21 protein-coding genes are annotated in these 19,572 nt (G+C 61.9%); 2 read left to right on the top strand and 19 right to left on the bottom strand.

Features of this window, described 5'->3' with window-relative positions; all coding sequences use genetic code 11:
- The first annotated feature begins 31 nt into the window (after positions 1-31).
- Positions 32-466 (top strand): hypothetical protein, encoded by a 435-nt coding sequence (locus tag AC1RTQ_RS07245; protein ID WP_492874843.1) that lies wholly within the window; start codon positions 32-34, stop codon positions 464-466.
- Positions 467-476: 10 nt separating this feature from the next.
- On the opposite strand, the gene AC1RTQ_RS07240 is transcribed toward AC1RTQ_RS07245, so the two are convergent.
- Positions 477-659, bottom strand: coding sequence for a hypothetical protein (locus AC1RTQ_RS07240; protein ID WP_409814416.1), 183 nt, complete (start codon positions 657-659; stop codon positions 477-479).
- Between the two features lie 144 nt (positions 660-803).
- Between AC1RTQ_RS07240 and AC1RTQ_RS07235 the strand changes: the two genes are divergently transcribed.
- Entirely contained in the window at positions 804-1,460 is a 657-nt protein-coding gene (locus AC1RTQ_RS07235; protein WP_302091984.1) for a mechanosensitive ion channel family protein, read from the top strand.
- Positions 1,461-1,521: 61 nt separating this feature from the next.
- Here AC1RTQ_RS07235 and purT read toward each other — a convergent pair whose 3' ends face one another.
- From purT to AC1RTQ_RS07145, 18 genes are all read right to left on the bottom strand, one after another.
- Positions 1,522-2,739 (bottom strand): formate-dependent phosphoribosylglycinamide formyltransferase, encoded by a 1,218-nt coding sequence (purT, locus tag AC1RTQ_RS07230; protein ID WP_492874842.1) that lies wholly within the window; start codon positions 2,737-2,739, stop codon positions 1,522-1,524.
- 133 nt (positions 2,740-2,872) lie between these two features.
- Positions 2,873-3,226: a hypothetical protein gene (locus tag AC1RTQ_RS07225; protein ID WP_302091986.1), complete on the bottom strand. Its 354-nt coding sequence runs from the start codon at positions 3,224-3,226 to the stop codon at positions 2,873-2,875.
- 115 nt (positions 3,227-3,341) lie between these two features.
- The gene (locus AC1RTQ_RS07220) at positions 3,342-3,812 is read right to left on the bottom strand and encodes a hypothetical protein (protein WP_492874841.1); all 471 of its coding nucleotides are present in this window, start codon (positions 3,810-3,812) and stop codon (positions 3,342-3,344) included.
- 54 nt (positions 3,813-3,866) lie between these two features.
- Positions 3,867-4,922 (bottom strand): 6-phosphofructokinase, encoded by a 1,056-nt coding sequence (locus AC1RTQ_RS07215; protein ID WP_492874840.1) that lies wholly within the window; start codon positions 4,920-4,922, stop codon positions 3,867-3,869.
- A 112-nt stretch (positions 4,923-5,034) separates the two neighbouring features.
- The gene (locus AC1RTQ_RS07210; protein WP_492874839.1) at positions 5,035-6,816 is read right to left on the bottom strand and encodes an ABC transporter ATP-binding protein/permease; all 1,782 of its coding nucleotides are present in this window, start codon (positions 6,814-6,816) and stop codon (positions 5,035-5,037) included.
- A 194-nt stretch (positions 6,817-7,010) separates the two neighbouring features.
- Entirely contained in the window at positions 7,011-8,102 is a 1,092-nt protein-coding gene (nagZ, locus tag AC1RTQ_RS07205) for a beta-N-acetylhexosaminidase (protein ID WP_492874838.1), read from the bottom strand.
- A gap of 56 nt (positions 8,103-8,158) precedes the next feature.
- Entirely contained in the window at positions 8,159-8,554 is a 396-nt protein-coding gene (gene acpS, locus AC1RTQ_RS07200; RefSeq protein ID WP_003064212.1) for a holo-ACP synthase, read from the bottom strand.
- A 65-nt stretch (positions 8,555-8,619) separates the two neighbouring features.
- Positions 8,620-9,393, bottom strand: a complete 774-nt coding sequence (locus tag AC1RTQ_RS07195; RefSeq protein ID WP_492874837.1) for a pyridoxine 5'-phosphate synthase — start codon at positions 9,391-9,393, stop codon at positions 8,620-8,622.
- Positions 9,390-10,169 (bottom strand): DNA repair protein RecO, encoded by a 780-nt coding sequence (gene recO, locus AC1RTQ_RS07190; RefSeq protein ID WP_302091992.1) that lies wholly within the window; start codon positions 10,167-10,169, stop codon positions 9,390-9,392. Before recO ends, AC1RTQ_RS07195 begins: the two co-directional genes overlap by 4 nt.
- Before the next feature lie 145 nt (positions 10,170-10,314).
- Positions 10,315-11,418, bottom strand: a complete 1,104-nt coding sequence (era, locus tag AC1RTQ_RS07185; protein WP_302091993.1) for a GTPase Era — start codon at positions 11,416-11,418, stop codon at positions 10,315-10,317.
- Entirely contained in the window at positions 11,415-12,098 is a 684-nt protein-coding gene (gene rnc, locus AC1RTQ_RS07180) for a ribonuclease III (RefSeq protein ID WP_302091994.1), read from the bottom strand. Before rnc ends, era begins: the two co-directional genes overlap by 4 nt.
- Before the next feature lie 9 nt (positions 12,099-12,107).
- Positions 12,108-12,458, bottom strand: coding sequence for a DUF4845 domain-containing protein (locus AC1RTQ_RS07175; RefSeq protein WP_034364897.1), 351 nt, complete (start codon positions 12,456-12,458; stop codon positions 12,108-12,110).
- 72 nt (positions 12,459-12,530) lie between these two features.
- On the bottom strand, positions 12,531-13,508 hold the full coding sequence (lepB, locus tag AC1RTQ_RS07170; protein ID WP_492874836.1) for a signal peptidase I: 978 nt from the start codon (positions 13,506-13,508) through the stop codon (positions 12,531-12,533).
- Positions 13,508-15,316: a translation elongation factor 4 gene (gene lepA / locus AC1RTQ_RS07165; RefSeq protein WP_302091996.1), complete on the bottom strand. Its 1,809-nt coding sequence runs from the start codon at positions 15,314-15,316 to the stop codon at positions 13,508-13,510. The genes lepB and lepA overlap by 1 nt, the downstream gene beginning before the upstream one ends.
- Before the next feature lie 429 nt (positions 15,317-15,745).
- Positions 15,746-17,245, bottom strand: a complete 1,500-nt coding sequence (locus AC1RTQ_RS07160; protein ID WP_302091997.1) for a DegQ family serine endoprotease — start codon at positions 17,243-17,245, stop codon at positions 15,746-15,748.
- A 258-nt stretch (positions 17,246-17,503) separates the two neighbouring features.
- A complete protein-coding gene (locus AC1RTQ_RS07155; RefSeq protein ID WP_304351393.1) occupies positions 17,504-18,292 on the bottom strand; it encodes a sigma-E factor negative regulatory protein in 789 nt (262 codons plus the stop codon).
- A gap of 27 nt (positions 18,293-18,319) precedes the next feature.
- Positions 18,320-18,949, bottom strand: a complete 630-nt coding sequence (rpoE, locus tag AC1RTQ_RS07150) for an RNA polymerase sigma factor RpoE (protein WP_492874835.1) — start codon at positions 18,947-18,949, stop codon at positions 18,320-18,322.
- A gap of 38 nt (positions 18,950-18,987) precedes the next feature.
- Complete coding sequence (locus tag AC1RTQ_RS07145) at positions 18,988-19,470, bottom strand: hypothetical protein (RefSeq protein WP_492874834.1); 483 nt, start codon at positions 19,468-19,470, stop codon at positions 18,988-18,990.
- Positions 19,471-19,572 lie beyond the last annotated feature (102 nt).

The following is a 19,572-nucleotide window of genomic DNA, read 5'->3' as shown; positions in this document are numbered from 1 at the left end:
CATGATGCATGACGTTCATTGGAGCTTTTTCATGTCTGCCCGCATCGCCTCTGCTGCCTTCCTGCTGTCCGCGTTGCTGAGCCCTCCGGTCATGGCAGGCGAACGCCAATGGACCGTGCTGTCCAGCGGCGATGGCGCCGACACCCATGAACGCTGGCAGGTAAGCGGGACGCGGTTGCGAACGCTTCCCGCCTTCGACCCGGCACGCGCCGAGCCGCCGCTGTCGGTGCATCAAGCAACGGCGGCCGCGCTGGCCCACGCGCACCTGCGCTATCCCAGCGATGACTTCGTGGTTTCCGAGGTTAGCCTGCAGCGGTTTACCGAAGGCGCTGCGGCGCAGGGCGAGGATACAGCGCGCGGCTGGGTGTACCTGGTCAGCCTTGACTACAACGCCAAGGGCTGGACCCAGATGGTGCCGGTGCTGCTGGATGGCAGCATCGTGCTGAGCGACAAAGAGCAATTGTAGGCACGGGGCCTTACGCAGGCACGTCGACCTGCGCGCGCATCCGTACCGGAATGGATTTCGCCGCTGGCGTGCCGCTGATCCGGTCGTAGTAGTCCAGCGGCAGCAGGGGGTTGAGCTCCGGGTAGTAGCCCGCCAGCGCCCCGCGCGGCATCGGGTAGTCAAGCACGGTCAGGCCTTCGATTCGCCGCGTCACGCCTAGCAGTCCACCAAGCAGCGTTGCGGCACAGCCTTGCCGATCGACACTTATCAGCGCTGCGCTCAAGAGACGCTAGGATTGGCGCATTGTCCTGTCGGTCCTTCGGGACTGACCTCTGCCGTTTTTCTCGAGTGACTGGTTATGCGTCGTCTTCAAATGCGCCTGCCCGATTGGATGCAGGACTGGCTTGAAATCCTGATTCCCGGGATTCAGATCTTTCTCATCATCCTGGTGGCCTGGCTGATCAACTGGCTCATCAAGCGCATCATCTCGCGCGCAGGCAAGGCCTACGACCTGCCTCATGAGCTGCTCATGCCGCTGCGCGGCGTGTTTCGCTGGATCATCATCGCCGCCGCCGTGCTGGCGATTCTGGAGCGCCTGGGCATGTCGGCTACCGTTCTCTGGACGGCTTTCACCGGCTTTGCCACCGTGGGCGCCGTTGCCTTCTTCGCAGCCTGGAGCGTGCTCTCCAACCTGTTCTGCGCGCTGCTGATCGTCACCGTTGGCCCCTTCCGTCTGGGCGACTATATCGAGGTGCTCGACACTGCCGAAAAACCTGGAGCCAAGGGCCGCGTGATCGACCTCAACATGCTCTACATCACCTTGCAGGATGACAGCGCACCGGCGGGCATGCCCAATCTGCTGCAGATTCCCAACTCCCTGATCTTCCAGCGCGTCATTCGCCGCTGGAAAGGCGGCATGCCGATGGTCACGGAGAACACTCCTGCCACCAGCCAGGAGGAAGCGTGCGCCGTGGCCATCACCACTCCTGGCGGCAGCGCCGCTGCCTCGGGCTGAGAGCGGCTGATACCCGGCCTCCATGCAAAAGGGCTTCCTGAGAAGCCCTTTTTTGATTCCCTCAAGGCAGACGCGGCCTGACCTTGCTGGCAGCCAGCTTGGCATTCACACGGGCCTGCTCCACATCGCTGGCGCGCGCCAGGGCCACACCCATGCGGCGCTTGACAAAGCTCTCGGGCTTGCCGAAGAGGCGTAGATCGGTGCCGGGCACGGCCAGGGCTTGCTCCACGCCATCAAACACCAGGCCTTCGGCATCCTGACCGCCGTAGATCACGGCACTGGCACCGGGGTTGCGCAGGCTGGCATCCACAGGCAGACCCAGAATCGCGCGGGCATGCAGCTCGAACTCGCTTTGCCACTGCGTGCACAGCGTCACCAAGCCTGTGTCATGAGGGCGTGGCGAGACTTCGCTGAACCAGACCTGCTCGCCCTTCACAAACAGTTCCACGCCAAACAGACCCAGGCCGCCCAGGTCGTCGGTGACGGCCTTGGCAATCTGGCGCGATTTCTCCAGCGCGGCAGGGTGCATGGGGTGGGGCTGCCAGCTTTCCACATAGTCGCCGGCCTGCTGGACGTGGCCCACGGGGTCGCAGAAATGGGTTTCGATCTGACCATCCGCACCCTTGGCGCGCACGGTCAGCTGGGTGATTTCGTAGTCGAAGTCAATAAAGCCTTCGACGATCACCCGGCCCTTGGCCACACGGCCGCCAGCCATGGCGTAATCCCAGGCCTTGGCCACATCGGCCGGGCCGTCGATCTTGCTCTGGCCCTTGCCCGAGCTGCTCATCACGGGCTTGACCACACAGGGGTAGCCGATGGCGGGCTGGCCGTCGCTGCCCTCGATCGCTGCTTGCAGCTCGGCCAGGGAGTCGCAGAAACGATAGGGGCTGGTGGGCAGGCCCAGGGTCTCGGCGGCCAGCCGGCGAATACCTTCGCGGTCCATGGTCAGACGCGCGGCGCGGGCTGTGGGAATGCAGGTGATGGCGCCTGCTGCCTCCAGCTCTTCCAGCATGGGCGTGGCAATGGCTTCTATCTCGGGCACGACCAGATCGGGTTTGACCTCTTCGATCAGCGCCTTGAGCTGGGCCGGATCGCTCATGGTGATGGTACGCGCATGGTGGGCCACCTGCTGGCCAGGCGCGTTTTCATAGCGGTCCACGGCAATGGTTTCCACGCCCAGGCGCTGCAGGGCAATCAGCACTTCCTTGCCCAGCTCGCCGCTGCCCAGCAGCATGACTTTGGTGGCATTGGGGGAGAGAGGGGTTCCTAGGGTGGTCATGGTTGCATCCTGCATATATGGGGCCAAGCCCCCGATCATAGGCGAGCAGGCAAGCCTCTCTTGGCCGCAGCTTGGCAATTCGGGCCGCTTTCAGCGCCGAGCGATGCAGCGCATGACGCAGCGGATGGAAGATTCAGTGCGGCATCGGCGAGTAGTGCTCGATGCGGCAGGCGCCGCGATTCTTGCATTGCCCGTCCAGATAGCGAAAGCGTACCGTCACGGCAGCACCGGGGCTGGGCCACTGCTTGCGCGGCAGCTCGCTTTGATAGTCCGCCGTTTCGGGCCTGAAGCTCAGCGCCGTGCCCGGTTGCGGACATTCGGCATCACCCCTGGCCTTGGCTTCGAGCACGCGGGTCTGCAGCGCGCGGCCACCGCTTTGCTTTTCTCGCACCTGCACTTTGAGATCGCAGATCTGCCAGTCTGCAGCCTGGGCGGCAGCGGCGCAGGCTGTCAAAGCCGCCGCGATCAGAATTCGAAAAAGAGTCATCTGCCTACCTGCAAGTGAGTGGTGTTCATGGGCCTGCATCTCTATCAAATCGATAGCTTCAATCGCTTGAATACAAGTGGATTGAGGCCAATTTCATGAAAATTTCCGGTGGCCATCAATGCGTCAGACCGACAGCCTTGCCGCCACGCTGCGGAATGCATCCCGCGTCGAACTTCATCTCGGAAGTCCAGACCGCATCGTCCCAGACCCAGGGGCTGCTGGCTTGCTCCAGGCCGAGCACATGCACGCCGCTCAAGTCCTTGACGCGCTCCTTGAGCCAGTCGATCTGATCGCTGCGCACAAACACCAGGCAGGCGATCTCCCAGTCGGGCTGCGTGATGCCCAGGCCGTGCAGCTGCGACAGCAGCGGGGCATACCATTTCTCGACCCGCTCGTTGAGACGGTTGACCAGCGCCAGCGGATAGCCGGAAGCCGATACCTCGACCACATAGACCTGGCGACGAGCCGGGCGCAATGCCACGAAAGCCGGACATTGCCAGCCATCGGCCACCTCGTACTTGGGGGCCACAAAAGTCTCACCGTTGGCCGTGAGCAACTGCATCACGGCTTCTTCATGTCGGTCCATGCTCAATTTCTCCGGCGCGCCGAAAGTGCGCGCAGGCTCACACCTTAGCGCAGCTCAGGCCTCGCCGAAGCAAATTCCGATATCGCGCGCCATGGTCAGCAGCGGGCTGTCCAGCGGCACGGTGCGCTGGGTATTGGCCACATCGGCAATCGCCACACTGCCGATGCGGCCGTTCTGCAGCGTGACCATATGGCCCAGCCGGCCGTCCAGCACCAGCTGCGCCGCATGGTGGCCGAACTGCGTGGCCAGCACCCGGTCAAACGGAGTCGGATCGCCGCCGCGCTGCACATGGCCCAGCACCGTGGTGCGCACCTCGCTCTGGAGATGGGGTTGCAGGCGCTCGCGCAGCACATGGCCGACGCCGCCCAGGCGCACGGGGTCGGGACTGTGTGCAATCCGCTCGCGCACCGTCAGGCTCTGGCCGCTTTCCTTGGCCCCCTCGCCGATGCAGATGATGGTGTAGCGCTGACGCCGCTCGCGCTCCTGGCAAACCTTGATGATGGACTGCAGGTCGTAATCGATCTCGGGCAGCAAAATGATGTCGGCAGCACCGGCAATGCCGGACTCCAGCGCCAGCCAGCCCGCGTGGCGACCCATGGTCTCGACGATCATCACGCGGTGATGGCTCATGGCCGTGCTCTCGATGCGGCGCAGGCTTTCGGTCACCGTGGCCACGGCCGTGTCAAAGCCGAAGCTGCGCTCGCAGTTGGCAATGTCGTTATCGATGGTCTTGGGCACGCCCACGCATTGCAGTCCCACCTGCGCCAGACCGTGGGCCAGACTCATGGTGCCGTCGCCTCCGATGGCGACCACCACATCCAGTGCCAGCGCCTTGACGTTGCTCCCCACCTGGGCCAGCGTGGCCGCATCGCGCAGCGGGTTGGCGCTATTGCTGGTGCCCAGGATCGTGCCGCCGATATGCAAAATGCCGCTGACTTCGTCCCAACTCAGCGCTCTGACGCGCGGGTTTGCATCCATCAGGCCTTCAAAGCCGTCGGCAATGCCCAGCACCTCGCACTGGCCATGGTTGATCAGGGACTTGGTGACCGCACGGATCACCGCATTGAGGCCGGGGCAATCGCCGCCACCGGTCAGCACACCAACGCGCATGGGCTCGCTCTCCAAAGATTCTCGAATGCACATCATCCCACGAGAAAGCTGCAGCCAAAGCCTCGCAGGCCTGCACTGCGGTTGAGACTGCTTGTCCTCGAACCTGCCTGCTTCAGCAGCTCCCTGCAGGGCCGGCCTCCCGGATCCCTTGCTGCGGCGAAAGCAGCCAGCGGGCCGTGTGGAACTCCGTCACGCTGTCGCGGTGGGCCACCGAGACCAGTGCCCCGCCTCTGCTTTGCACCAGCTGCACCAGCCGGCTGTAGATCTGCGCTTCGGCGGCATTGTCCAGCGCGCTCGTGGCCTCGTCCGCAAACACCCAGGCCGGACGCTTGAGCAGGACCCGCGCCACGGACAGCCGCTGCTGCTCGCCTCCCGACAGGCTGCTGTTCCAGGCCGCCTGGCTGTCCAGCCGCTCCTGCAGCTGCGGCAGCTGCGCTTCGCGCAAGACCTGCTTGAGCTCAGCGTCGCTGTAGCTTGCCGCCGGCTCCGGATAGGCCAGCGCATCGCGCAGGCTGCCGTCGGGAAAATAGGGACGCTGAGGAATGAACATCGCGTCCAGAGGCCGCTCCACCTGACCTCGCGCATAGGGCCAGATGCCGGCAAAGGCCCGCAGCAAGGTGGACTTTCCGCTGCCCGAAGGCCCGCTGATCAGCAGCCTCTGACCCGGGCGTATCTGAAGCTCGGCGTCCGCCACGATGGGGCTGCCTGCGGGCAGGGACACATCGAGAGCCCGGGTCTGCAACTGGGTCGACGCTGCAAGCTGCACGCCGAGCGGATGCTCCTCCTGCTCGCGCAGACTCTCGTCAAAACCGGCCAGACGCAAGGTCGTGGCCCGCCAGGCCGCGATATCGGAGTAGTTGTTGACAATCCAGCTCAGCGAGTCCTGCACCTGATTGAAGGCCGAGCCTATCTGCATGAGCTGACCCAACTGGATGGCGCCACTGAAAAAGCGGGGTGCGGCAATGATGAAGGGAAAGACCACGGCCGCCTGGCCGAAGAAATTGGTAAACCATCCCAGACTCTTCTGCTTCTTGATCAGGTTCAGGTAGTTGCCCAGGGCATCGCCAAAACGCAGGCCGATCTGCGCGCCCTCCACGCGCTCGCCGCCGTCCAGGGCGATGGCTTCGGCATGCTCGCGCACGCGGATCAGGTGGTGGCGGAAATTGGCCTCCAGCTGCTGCTGGCGGCTGTTGAGCCAGACCTGGGGTTTGCCGATCCAGAAGGTGATGGCACTGCCGACCAGGCAATACAGCACCGCCATCCAGACCATGAAGCCGGAAACCTGCAGCTGCCCGCCGCCGAACAGGGCAGGCAGACCGATATCGACGACGGAACTAAGGCTCCACAGAATGCCGACGAAGCTCACAAAGGTGACGGCCGCATTCAGCAACCCCATGGACAGCGACACGGTATAGGTGGTGAAGAGATTCAGGTCCTCCTGAATCCGCTGGTCGGGGTTGTCGGGGGCCTTGGCATTGCCGTCCACGCCATAGCGCCCCAGCTCCAGCCGGTAGAACGCCTTGGCCGACAACCAGCGCTGCAACATGTGCTCGGTCAGCCAGCGCCGCCAGTTGAGCTGCAGCAACTGCGTCAGATAGAACTTGTAGACCGCGATGACGATATAGACCAGGGCCAGCCAGAGAAAGCGCCATAGCTGCTGCCAGAACACCTCGGCCTGCTTGTTCTGCAATGCGTCATAGAACACCCGGTTCCATTCATTGATCTGCACCAGCATGAACACCGCTGCGAGATTGAGGCCCACGATGGCGGCCAGCAGCCCCCAGGCCTTCCATTTCTCCTCGGACTGGAAATAGGGCCGGGTCAGGGAAAAGGCCTGGCGCAGCACGCCCGGTCGGTGTTTGCGGGACTCAGGTCTCGAAATCTTCGAATTCATGCAGGCTTTCGGTGATTCTTGAACAACTGGCGCGGCACTGATGCCGCTGCCGGGCTACTGAGCTCACCCTAAGCCGGCTAGCTGAGGCCAGACTTAAATGTGCGAGACCGCCCTGCCCGGCCTTCAAAAGCCATAAAAAAATCCGCTGCCCTTGCATCAGAGGCAGCGGATGGCGGGGTCGGGCAAGTCCTGGCCTACGGCAGCAGATCCAGCGCCTGCAGATAGGCGGGCTGGCGCATCAGATCCTCCCATGCCTGGGGTTCGGTATCGGGCAGCAGCGAGACACGGCGCGATTCGGAGTCGATATCGGGCACCCAGCGACCATCGCGCAGTGCCGCATCCATGCCGTCCAGCAACTCGTCCACATGCTCGCCCAGACCCAGGCTCTGGTTGCACAGCAGCACCATGTCGCAGCCCGCATTCAGGGCCGTCAACGCGGCATCGGTGTAGCTGATGAGTGCGCCATCAATGCGGCGCGCGCCCTCCATGCTCAGGTCGTCACTGAAGATGGCTCCGTCATAGCGCAGACGGGCGCGCAGGATGTCCTTGAGCCATTTCTCGCTGAAGCCCGCCGGGCGCTTGTCCACCTTGGGATAGATCACATGGGCGGGCATGACGGCGGTCAGCACGCTGGACAGCCAGGGATAGGGCGCGGCGTCTTCGTCGAGGATGGCCGTCAGGCTACGCTTGTCGACGGGAATGTCCACATGCGAATCGGCCTTCACAAAGCCATGCCCGGGAAAATGCTTGCCGCAATTGCCCATGCCGGCCTGTAACAGGCCGTGCATCAGGCTTTTGGCCAGAGCGGCCACCACGCGCGGGTCGCGGTGAAAGCTACGGTCACCGATGACCGAGGATTCGCCGTAGTCCAGATCCAGCACAGGCGTGAAGCTGAAGTCCACGCCGCAGGCGCGCAGCTCCGTACCCAGCACATAGCCGGCGGCCGTGGCAGCGTTCATGGCCCGCATGGCGCCGCTGCCTTCGCGGTGCTTTTTGCCCTTACCGTCATCCATCCACTTCTCGCCAAAGGCGCGCATCGGCGGAATATGCGTGAAGCCATCGGTGCGAAAGCGCTGCACGCGGCCGCCCTCGTGGTCCACGCTGATCAGCAGATCGGGCTTGACGGCCTTGATATCTGCGCACAGCTGGACCAGCGCACTGCGGTCTTCCCAGTTGCGTTTGAAGAGAATGATGCCGCCCACCAGCGGATGGGCCAGGCGCGCGCGGTCCACATCGGTCAGCGATGTGCCGGCAATATCAATGATCAGAGGTGCATGCATGCTCATGATTTATATATTTCCATAGCATCCGGCGCTTATATATCGAGCACCAGAGGCCAGTTTCACTCTTTTCTTTCGACGACACAAAAGCTGGCTGCGTAGTCGGATTCATCGGTGACGGACAGGTGCGCCGTCAGATTGTTCTTCTCAAACCACTCCTTGAGTTCGCCATGCAGACGAATCGCTGGCTGGCCGCTGGGCAGCTTGATGACTTCGCAATGGCGCCAGGTCATGGGCATGACCATGCCCATTCCCACGGCCTTGCTGAAAGCCTCCTTGGCCGAAAAGCGCGTGGCCATATAGCGGATGCCGCGCTCGGGCCAGCGCTCGCTGCGCGCCTTCCAGGTCGCCAACTCGCCATCGGCCAGAACCTTGCGGGCAAAGCGCTCGCCATGCTTTTCCAGGCTGGCGCGAATGCGGCGCACGTCGCAGATATCGGTGCCGATGCCGTAAATCATCCATGACTCCTTTTAGAGAAAAAGGCCTAAAACGCTTACCTAGAAAGTGCTATCAGCTATCTTTTTCAGGAATTTTTGTCTGCCATGCCAGAGTCGATGCAGGCTTGGTAGGCCTTGACAGTCTGGGCATAGCCCAGCTCCAGCGCATCGGCGACCAGAGCGTGGCCGATGGAGACCTCAGCCAGACCGGGCACCCGGGCCACAAAGGCCGCGAGGTTGTCGCGATTGAGGTCATGGCCGGCATTGATGCCCAGGCCTGCATCCAGCGCGGCCTGCGCGGCCCTGGCATAGGCTTGCAGTTGCTGCTCCTGGCCGGCTTGGCCCCAGTTGGCGGCAAAGGGCTCAGTGTAGAGTTCCACGCGGTCGGCGCCGACCGCCTTGGCAGCCGCCATCTGCTCGGGGATGGGGTCCATGAACAGGCTCACGCGCACGCCCAGCGCCTTGCATTCGGCAATCAAGGGCTTGAGGCGTTCGGCATCCTGGGGAAAGCTCCAGCCATGGTCGCTGGTGAACTGGTCTTCGCTGTCGGGCACGAACGTGGCCTGATGCGGACGCGTCTGGCGGATGAAATCCATCAGGTTCTGCGTGGGATTGCCTTCGATATTGAACTCGGCCTGAGGCCAGTTCTTGAGCAGCTCGTGCAGCTCGAACACATCCTGCGCACGGATATGGCGCTCATCCGGACGCGGGTGAATGGTGATGCCCTGCGCTCCGGCCTCCAGGCAGATCTGCGCCGCACGCGTCACGGAGGGAATGCCCAGATGGCGGGTATTGCGCAGCAGCGCCACCTTGTTGACATTGACCGAAAGCGCGGTGCGTGGGGAGGCAGAGGTATTCATAGCGATTGCAAATCCATCATCAGCTGGCGGGTGCGCAGCATGGTTGAGCCGCAATGGTATTGCAGAAGATGGCGCAATTGCGGCTTCAGGGCCTGGGCCACTTCGGGCTCGGACAGCGCGTTCAGGGTTCTCGGAAACGGCTGCTCGGCCTGCAGCGCCAGCTCTATGCTCTGCCACTGCACGCCGGTCAGGGCCGCGCGTTCGTAGCCAGAAGCCTGGCGCAACCCCCCATCGGCCACCAGCGTGTAGCGCAAAACACTGTTGACCTGGCTGAGCGTGGCGCTTTCCTGCCTCAGATCGGGCAGATGGCCGAGTTCTCGCAGCAGCACCAGCTCGAAGGCGCGCAGCACGGGCTCGATGGCCTCGGTCGTGCCGCCATGCTGGCCAGCCAGCACGCGCACCACACCGGCATAGATGTCGAACAGCGCCGTATAAGGGTCGTCGCGTGCCAGCAGGCGCAGCAGCAGCTCGTTCAGGTACATGCCCGACCACAGCGCATCACCCTGGGGCATGACATGCCCGCCCACCCATTCCGCCCCCTTCAGGCTATGAATCTCGGCATTGCCCTCTGCTCCCAGCGTGTAGCTGAGCTTGAGCGGCTGCAGTGGCAGCAGCACAGGGCGAAAGTTGGAGGTATGGCGCTTGACGCCCTTGGCCGCAAGCGCCACGCGCCCGCGATGGCGTGTGAACACCTCCAGGATCAGGCTGGATTCGCTCCAGTCGTACTGGTGCAGGATGTATGCGGGTTCGTCACCGACGCGTTTGGCGCTAGCCATGACTTGCTCCGTACCACAACAAAAAGGTGAAGGGGGCGGTTTTGCCGCCAGGCCGCCCCAAGGCAAAACCCGGCCTAAGCCGGGTCCGGGCCCCCTCGGGGGGCAGCGAGCACACGCAGTGAGCGAGCGTGGGGGTCAAAAAGTTTTACTCATAGCCGAAGGACCTGACCCGGGCCTCGTCATCGGCCCAGCCGGACTTGACCTTGACCCAGACTTCCAGGAACACCTTGGCGTTGAGCAGCTTTTCCAGCTCCTGGCGGGTTTCGGTGGAAATGCGCTTGAGGCGCTCGCCACCCTGGCCGATCACCATGGCCTTGTGACCGTCGCGCTCGACCACGATGGTGGCGGCAACGCGCATGAAGCGGCCGAACTTGGGGCTGGGCTCCTCCTCGAACTTGTCGATGACCACCGTCGAGGTGTAGGGAAGCTCGTCGCCCGTGAAGCGGAACAGCTTCTCGCGCAGGGTCTCGGAAGCCAGAAACTTCTCGCTGCGGTCGGTCAGTTCGTCCTCACCGTAGAACCAGGGCTGCTGCGGCAGGTATTTGGCGCAGATGCCATACATGCGCTCGATATCCTTTTTGTTCTTGGCCGACATGGGCACGAACTCGGCAAAAGGATGGCGCTCCTGCATATCGCGCAGCCAGGGCGCGATCTCGGCGCGTCGACCCACGGTATCGAGCTTGTTGGCGATCAAGAGCGTGGGGATGCCTGGCTTGAACAGGCTAAGCACCTTGGCGTCGGCCAGCGTGAAGCTGCCCGCCTCCACCACGAACAGGATCAGGTCCACATCGCCGATCGCGCCCATCACGGTCTTGTTGAGCGACTTGTTCAGGGCGGTGGAATGCTTGGTCTGGAAACCGGGGGTATCCACAAAGACGAACTGGGTCTCGTCCTTGGTGCGGATGCCGGTGATGCGGTGGCGCGTGGTCTGTGCCTTGCGCGAAGTGATGGAGATCTTCTGACCCACCAGTGCGTTCATCAGCGTGGACTTGCCCACATTGGGCTTGCCGACGATGGCGATCAGGCCGCAGCGCTGCTCTTCGGGCGCGTAGACGCGCGCCGGAGCTTCTTCCTCCTGGTCGCGGATGGCGGTCGGCGTGCTGCCCGGCTTGGCAGCAGCCAGCATGGCGCTGATGTAGTCCAGGTTGGGGTCGCTGATATCGGTAGTCACAGACTTGGGACCTTTTTGGCCCTTGGCTTTTTCTGCACCTGCGGTGCCCGCTATCTTTTTCTTAGCAGCATCGGTCATGGATTTTTGGCTTTCACTTTTTCCAGCAAGGCAGCGGCGGCTGCCTGCTCGCCCATGCGGCGGGATGCTCCCGAGCCCTGGGCGCTGATATTCCATTCGGCAATCGTGCACTCGACCTTGAAGGTCTGCTTGTGCGCCGCGCCACTGATTTCCACCACATGGTATTGCGGCAGCTTCATGCGCTTGCCCTGTAGCAATTCCTGCAGTGCGGTCTTGGGGTCTTTGTCGGCCGCACGCATGTGGGGATTGATGTCCACGCCCTCGAAGAGGTGGTGGACGACTGTCTCGCCGGCGGCAAAACCGGCATCGAGGTAGACGGCTCCGATCAGCGCCTCCACGGCATCGGCCAGGATGGACGGGCGCTGCTTGCCACCGGACTTGGCTTCGCCCTCACCCAGACGCAGCAGATCGGGCAACTGCAGCTTCAGCGCAATCTTGTGCAGCGTGCCTTCCTTGACGAGATTGGCCCGAACACGCGAGAGATCGCCTTCGGGCATGGAGGCCAGCTTGGCATAGAGCAAGCTGGAGATGGCCAGACTGAGCACCGAGTCGCCCAGAAACTCCAGTCGCTCGTTGTTGTCGGCAGAGAAGCTGCGGTGCGTGATGGCACGCTGCAGCAGCGCCGGGTTGGCAAATTGATGTTGCAGCCTTTGCTGCAGAGCGACTAGAGCAGGTTCCACCTGAAAGGTCTATTTCTTGAAACGGTAAACAAGGTAGGCAGGGCCTGCCAGATGAATCTCACGGGAATACTCGAAGCCCACGACGATCTTGTCGTTGACCTTGGTCACGTTCAGATCGTTGCCGGAGATGGACTTGAAATCATCAATGGAGGCCGAACGATCAAAGCTGGCCTTGACTTCGGCAACGCTACTGCCTTCAGCGGCGGCCTTGTTGGCCGCCTTGGTGATGGCCTGGTACTCCAGGAAGACGGGCACCGATTGTGCGCCAATTGCGGCAACCGCCACGATGATGGCCACGAGAAACACCAGACCGATGAAGGACAGACCGCGCTGCCTGGAGCGCAATGCCAGATTTTTCATGCTTTTCCCCTCTGAAGCCGGGCATGTTCCTGCCCGTGTATCCCAGAAAAATGACGAACCGATTGCCGGTGTTCAGTGGAAGCGGCCGATACGGCTCAGATCACCGAAGTTCATCCAGACAAAAAATGCCTTGCCCACGATGTTCTGGTCCGGCACAAAGCCCCAGTAGCGCGAGTCCAGCGAGTTGTCGCGGTTGTCGCCCATCATGAAGTAGTACCCTTCGGGCACCTTGCAGGTCACGCCTTCAACGCTGTAGCGACAGTTTTCCTTGTACTCGAAGTTGCTCGCTCCCTGAATGAAGGCCGGCACATCGTTGTTGACGATGGTACGGTGCGGCTGCTCGCCCAGGGTTTCCTCGAACTGCTTGAAGTAACGCATCACGTCACGGTCCAGAAAGTCCGGCAGCTCGCGGGTGGGCAGCTCCTTGCCGTTGATGCTCAGACGCTTGTTGATATAGGCCACTTCATCGCCGGGCACGCCCACCACACGCTTGATGTAGTCCAGCGTGGGCTGGGGCGGGTAGCGGAACACCATCACATCGCCACGCTGGGGCTTGTTGCCTTCGGTGATCTTCTTGTTGATCACGGGCAGACGGATGCCGTAGGTGAATTTGTTGACCAGGATCAGGTCGCCCACCATCAGCGTCGGAATCATGGAGCCTGAGGGAATCTTGAACGGCTCGAACAGGAAGGAGCGCAGCACGAAGACGATGGCGATCACCGGGAACAGACCGGCGGTCCAGTCCAGCCACCAGGGCTGCATGAGGATGCGGCCCCTGGCGTCGTCGGAGACCTCGATGTCTGTCTTGGCGATGCCCATGCGGTCCAGCTCGGCGCGGCGCTCGACCGCAGCCTGCTCCAACGCGGCCGCAGCCGCTCGGCGCCGCGGCCAGAAGTAAAAGCGCTCGGCCAGCCAGTACACGCCGGTCACCACGGTTGCCAGAAACAGCAGCAATGCGAAGTTGCCTTCGATGGAGCCGGTGTACCAGGCCGCGATATAGCCTACAAAGGCCGCCAGGATGGCGGCCGTGATCCACTGCATGACTTGCATCAATCCTCCACTTGCAGAATGGCCAGGAAGGCTTCCTGCGGCACTTCTACCGAACCAATCTGCTTCATACGCTTCTTGCCGGCCTTCTGCTTTTCGAGCAGCTTGCGCTTGCGCGTGATGTCGCCGCCATAGCACTTGGCCAGCACGTTCTTGCGCATGGCCTTGACGGTCTCGCGCGCAATGATGTTGGCGCCGATGGCAGCCTGAATGGCCACATCGAACATCTGGCGGCTGATGATCTCGCGCATCTTCGCGACCACGGCGCGGCCGCGATACACGGACTGCGAGCGGTGCACGATGATGGACAAGGCATCGACCTTCTCGCCGTTGAGCAAGATATCGACCTTCACCACGTCGGAAGCGCGGTACTCCAGGAACTCATAGTCCATGGAGGCATAGCCGCGCGACACGGACTTGAGCTTGTCGAAGAAGTCCAGCACGATTTCGCCCAGCGGCATTTCATAGGTCAGCATGACCTGACGACCGTGGTAGGCCATGTTCTTCTGCACGCCGCGCTTCTGGTTGGCCAGCGTCATCACCGGGCCGACATAGTCTTGCGGCATGTAAAGATGCACGGTCACGATGGGCTCGCGGATTTCTTCCATGCGGCCCTGATCAGGCATCTTGGAGGGGTTTTCCACCTGGATGACTTCGCCGTCGGCCTTGACCACTTCGTACACCACGCTAGGGGCTGTGGTGATCAGGTCCTGATCGAACTCGCGCTCCAGGCGTTCCTGCACGATTTCCATGTGCAGCAGGCCCAGGAAGCCGCAGCGGAAGCCAAAGCCCAGCGCCTGCGAGACTTCGGGCTCGAACTGCAGCGCCGCATCGTTGAGCTGCAGCTTTTCCAGCGCATCACGCAACTGGTCGTATTCAGAGGCTTCGGTAGGGTACAGACCCGCAAACACCTGGGGCTTGACTTCCTTGAAGCCGGGCAAGGCCTTCTCGGCCGGGCCCAGGTTGTTGGGTAGCTTCTTTTCCAGCGTGACGGTGTCGCCGACCTTGGCGGCCTTGAGCTCCTTGATGCCGGCAATGATGTAGCCCACCTCACCGGCCTTGAGCGCATCGCGCGGCTGGTTGGCAGGGGTGAACACGCCGATGTTGTTGGCTTCATAGGCTGCGCCTGTGGCCATCATCTTGAAGCGCTCGCCCTTCTTGAGCTGACCGTCGACCACGCGCACCAGCATCACGACGCCCACGTAGGGGTCGAACCAGCTGTCCACGATCATGGCGCGCAGCGGGCCGTCGGGATTGCCCTTGGGGGCAGGAACCTTGGCCACGATGGCTTCCAGGATCTCGTCGATACCCATGCCGGTCTTGGCCGAGCAGGGAATGGCGTCGCTGGCATCAATGCCGATCACGTCCTCGATCTCGGCCTTGGCGTTCTCGGGATCGGCCTGGGGCAGATCCATCTTGTTGAGGACGGCGAACACCTCCACGCCCAGATCGAGCGCGGTGTAGCAATTGGCCACGGTCTGGGCTTCCACGCCCTGGGAGGCATCGACCACCAGCAGGCCGCCTTCGCAGGCCGACAGCGAGCGCGAGACTTCGTAGGAGAAGTCCACGTGGCCGGGGGTGTCGATCAGGTTCAGGTTGTAGACCTGACCATCCTTGGCCTTGTACTGCAGGGCCGCGGTCTGGGCCTTGATGGTGATGCCGCGCTCTTTCTCGATGTCCATCGAGTCCAGCACCTGGGCTTCCATATCGCGGTCGGCAAGGCCTCCGCAGCGCTGGATCAGGCGGTCCGCCAGGGTGGACTTGCCATGGTCAATGTGCGCAATGATGGAGAAATTACGGATGTGATTCATCAACGAGAAAGACAGCTTTGGAATTGAAAAAAGTGGCCTGCAGCAGCAAGAAAAAAGGGCGCGTCCCTCAAGCGGCGCGCCCTTAACCAACAATCTCTGGCAACTGCGATAGTTGGGACTTTATTGTAGGCAAAACTGGCCGCAAGCCAAGACCCGGCAAGGCTTGACAAGTTTCGGTTTGTGATTTTCGAATTCATTTATCAACAAATTATCCACAAACCGAAAAACACTGTTTAGCCATCAGCAGCCGGAGATTGCAAAGGCTTTTGCACCGCTTGAAAACCGCCTGTCAGCGTGATTTTTTGCGTCCAACCACCATGCATTTGCGTGGGATTCTACCCAATGGCATAGGGACACTGACAGGCTGAGGGCTTGTTGTCATTTCAGATCACGAAATGGCAACAAGCCCATGCAGGCTTTTCACCACAGTTATTTGGCAGGGCGAATCAATACATACTGCGCCCAGTCACCACGGCGCACCAGCACATTGACGGGTTTGGACTTGTCGGCCTTGGCCCAGGCAGCCTCGAAGCTCTTGAGATCGGAGACTTCCGCATTCGCCAGTTGCAGGATCACATCGCCTTCACGCAAGCCGGCACGGGCTGCGGCATCCACCGCAGCCGCCACGCGCACGCCGCCCTTGATGGCCAGCTCCTTCTTCTGTGCAGACGTCAGCTCGCTCAGCGTCAGACCCAGCGACTTGTTCTCCAGCGTACCGGATGGAGTCTTGCCTGCACCGCTGCTGCCAGCCTTGGTCTTGGCAGATTCGTCGGAAGGCACTTCGGCAATCACCATGCTCAACTCCTTGAGCTTGCCACGGCGCAGCACGGTAATGGCGCTCTTGGTGCCTGGCTTGGTATTTCCTACGAGACGCGGCAGATCGGAGACCTTCTCGATGGCTTTGCCATCGAACTTGGTGATCACGTCGCCCGCCTCCACGCCAGCCTTTGCGGCAGGGGAGTCCGGCTCGACGGCCGACACCAGAGCGCCTTCTGGCTTGCCCAGGCCTATGGACTCGGCCACATCCTTGGTCACGGGACCAATCTGCACGCCAATACGGCCGCGCGTGACCTTGCCGGTGGCACGCAGTTGATCGCTGACACGAATCGCTTCATCGGCGGGAATCGCAAAGCTGATACCCATGAAACCGCCCGAGCGCGAATAGATCTGGCTGTTGATCCCCACCACCTCTCCGCGCATATTGATCAGCGGGCCGCCCGAGTTGCCGGGATTGATGGCCACATCGGTCTGGATGAAGGGCAGGTAGTCTCCGGTGTCGCGCTGCTTGGCCGAGACAATGCCGGCTGTGACCGAATTTTCGAGTCCGAAGGGCGAGCCTATCGCCATGACCCACTCGCCCACACGCAGCTTGCTCACATCGCCGATCTTGACCGCGGGAAGCCCCTTGGCATCGATCTTGACCACGGCGACATCGGTACGCTTGTCTGCGCCGACTATTTTTGCCTTGAACTCGCGCTTGTCCGTCAGCGTGACAATGACTTCATCTGCGCCGTCTACCACATGGGCATTGGTCATCACATAGCCGTCGGCCGTAAGGATGAAGCCAGAGCCCACGCCACGGGGCTGCTCCTCCTCTGATTGACCGCCCTTGGGTGAACGCTGACGCGGCACATTGGGCACGGGAAGGCCGAAGCGGCGAAAGAACTCCAGCATATCCTCATCCATGCCCAGAGCTTCGGCGCTGTTGTTGGAGACCTTCTCCAGCGTTCGAATGTTGACCACGGAAGGTCCGACCTGATCGACCAGATCCGTGAAGTCCGGCAGACCGCGCGCCGTTGCAGCACTTTGGGCATGAGCAGCAGTAACTGGCAGCATGCCTCCTGCGGCCAGAGCCGCGATCGCCATAGCACTGGCAATGGCTGTAGCCGAAACACGGGATTTGAGCGTCGTCCAGGCTGGTGTGCGCATCGTTTTTATTCCTTGTTCGAGTCGTCTGACAGAACGGGTCGCCAAATCAGACCCATGAGAGAAAATAGGTGAGAGCATTGAAACGCTTTCTGGCAAAAGCCGCCATCGACTGAAAGCGATCCGGCCCTTCAAATTGGGCGCAGATGAAACAGTATCTGCGCCCAACTGATCCTAAATCAATAGCTGCGTACGCAAGCCGGGAAAAAGCCTAGACCTGAAACCATGCATTTCAGGCCAAGACGGCTGTGTGGAAAAGCATCAATGGCGGGTGGCCGTGGCAAAGCTTGCATTGCGCAAAAAGCTGGCCGGCATCTGCAGATTGGGCGCGCTGCTTTGCTGAGGGTGAGAAGCCAGCAATTCGTCCAGACGCGGATCGCGCAGCATCACGGTCTGGCCGTTGGGACCAGCAACTGCCACCACGGTGGAAGACTGGGCCTCCGAACCCAAGGGCATGGCTGTCTCTTCACCGTCCGAAACGGGCTGGCTCAAGCCCAGCGATGCAGCAGGCGCAGCGGCCACTACGGCATTCGGGCTCAGAGCAGCGAGCTGCGCCCCACCCTGGCGGCCGTACAGCCCCCCCGAGCCTGCGAGCATGACCCCCCAGCCAACGGCGGCCACGGCAGCAACCGAAGCAAAGCCGGCGGCCATCTTCCAGCGAAAGACCGATGCATTGGCCGCCTGACGGGCAGGCAGGCTGACCACGGTTGCGCCGTTGCCCTGAGCCTGCCCGCGCTCCTCGGCTGCTGTGATCTGTTCCAGACCGCCCAAACCCAGGGAGCTGGCTGCATCTGCGGTCACACCGGGCAGATGAATGCCGCGGATCGGCTCGCGCTCCATATGAGCGCGCACGCGGCTCAGAATATCGTGCTGACTGTGATGGGCCAGCTCGGGAGAACGCAGCACATCGCCAATCAGGTGATACATGGCCCAGGAATGCTGGCCTTCGTCGCTTTCCGCATAGGAAAGCACGTCCTGCATCTGGACCGAGGAAGTCTCGCCATCCACCAGGGCCGACAACTGTTCCTGCTTGATCAGATCGTCATTCATGAAGTTCACCTGCTCGTCTTGCCTGTACTACCAACGCTTTCCACCCTGGCGCTCCAGCAGGGGCTTGACCCTGGCCGAAATCGCCTCGCGTGCCCGAAAGATGCGCGAGCGCACCGTACCTATGGGACAGTCCATCGCCTGCGCGATTTCTTCATAGCTGAGCCCCTCGATTTCGCGCAGCGTGACCGCCTGGCGCAAATCCTCGGGCAAAGCCTCCATGGCGGCATTGACGGCTTCGGCAATTTCACGCGCCGCCAACACTGTTTCCGGGGTTTCCTGAGTCGTTAGTTCCTGTCTGTGAAAAGAAGTTTCATCGTCATCGTCCCCAGCGTGTAACGCGCTCTCGGTTATCACCGGCGAGCGATGCATTTCCATCAAGGCCTTCTTGGCCGTGTTGACGGCAATGCGGTACAGCCAGGTGTAGAACTGGGCCTCGCCGCGAAACTGGTGCAAGGCCTTGTAGGCGCGGATGAAGGTTTCCTGCGTAATGTCGGGCACCAGGTCGACATCGCGCACCATGCGGCCCACCAGACGCTCGATGCGGCGCTGGTACTTGATGACCAGCAGCTCAAAAGCCCGTGTGTCGCCAGCATTGGCTCGTTCGACCAGAGCCAGATCGCTGTCGGCAGAGGGAGTGGGAAAATCGGGAGGTGTCATGAAAGGCCAAGCGGCGTGCTGCCATAACCGGCGAAGGCCTAGCCTTGCTCTGCCAGCGGCACGATGGAGGAATATACCGCACGCCGCAAGTCTCCCCATTGCTCGGGGCTGTGTCGTTGGGACAGGAAAATCCATAGCGCCTTGCGCCTTCCGCCCTTGGTCCTGAACACTAAAGCATCCGAAACACTGAGCCAAAGCCAGTGGCCACCATCAAACCCCACCGCCAGCCGCACAGGCAGTGACCGAGCGGTTGACAGGTTTTCGGCCTCCAGCAACCAATGCTCGCCATTCCAGAGCAGACGTCCTTGCGGCCAGTTGCGCCACTGCCCGTAAAGCAGCACCGCGGCCAGGATCAAGGCCGGTAAAGCCAGCAGCACCTGCAACCAGCCCGATTGGACTTGCAGGCACCAGACCAGCAGAGCCATCAGCAGGACCATTCCGGTCAGCACCAGCCCCCCTCCGGCCCAGCTAGGCCGGACAAAGACATAGGCAACGGCTGGAGCATGGTAGCGAGCACTCATGGGCCGACCATGTGCGAAAACCCGGCTGCAGCAAAGCTAGGGAAAGCACGATCAAGCCGCACATAGAACAAAGCCCGCAAGGCCAGGGCCGGTGCGGGCTTG

It is taken from the genome of Comamonas sp. GW821-FHT11H03 (assembly GCF_058807955.1).
This window is presented reverse-complemented; position numbering and strand designations above follow the sequence as displayed.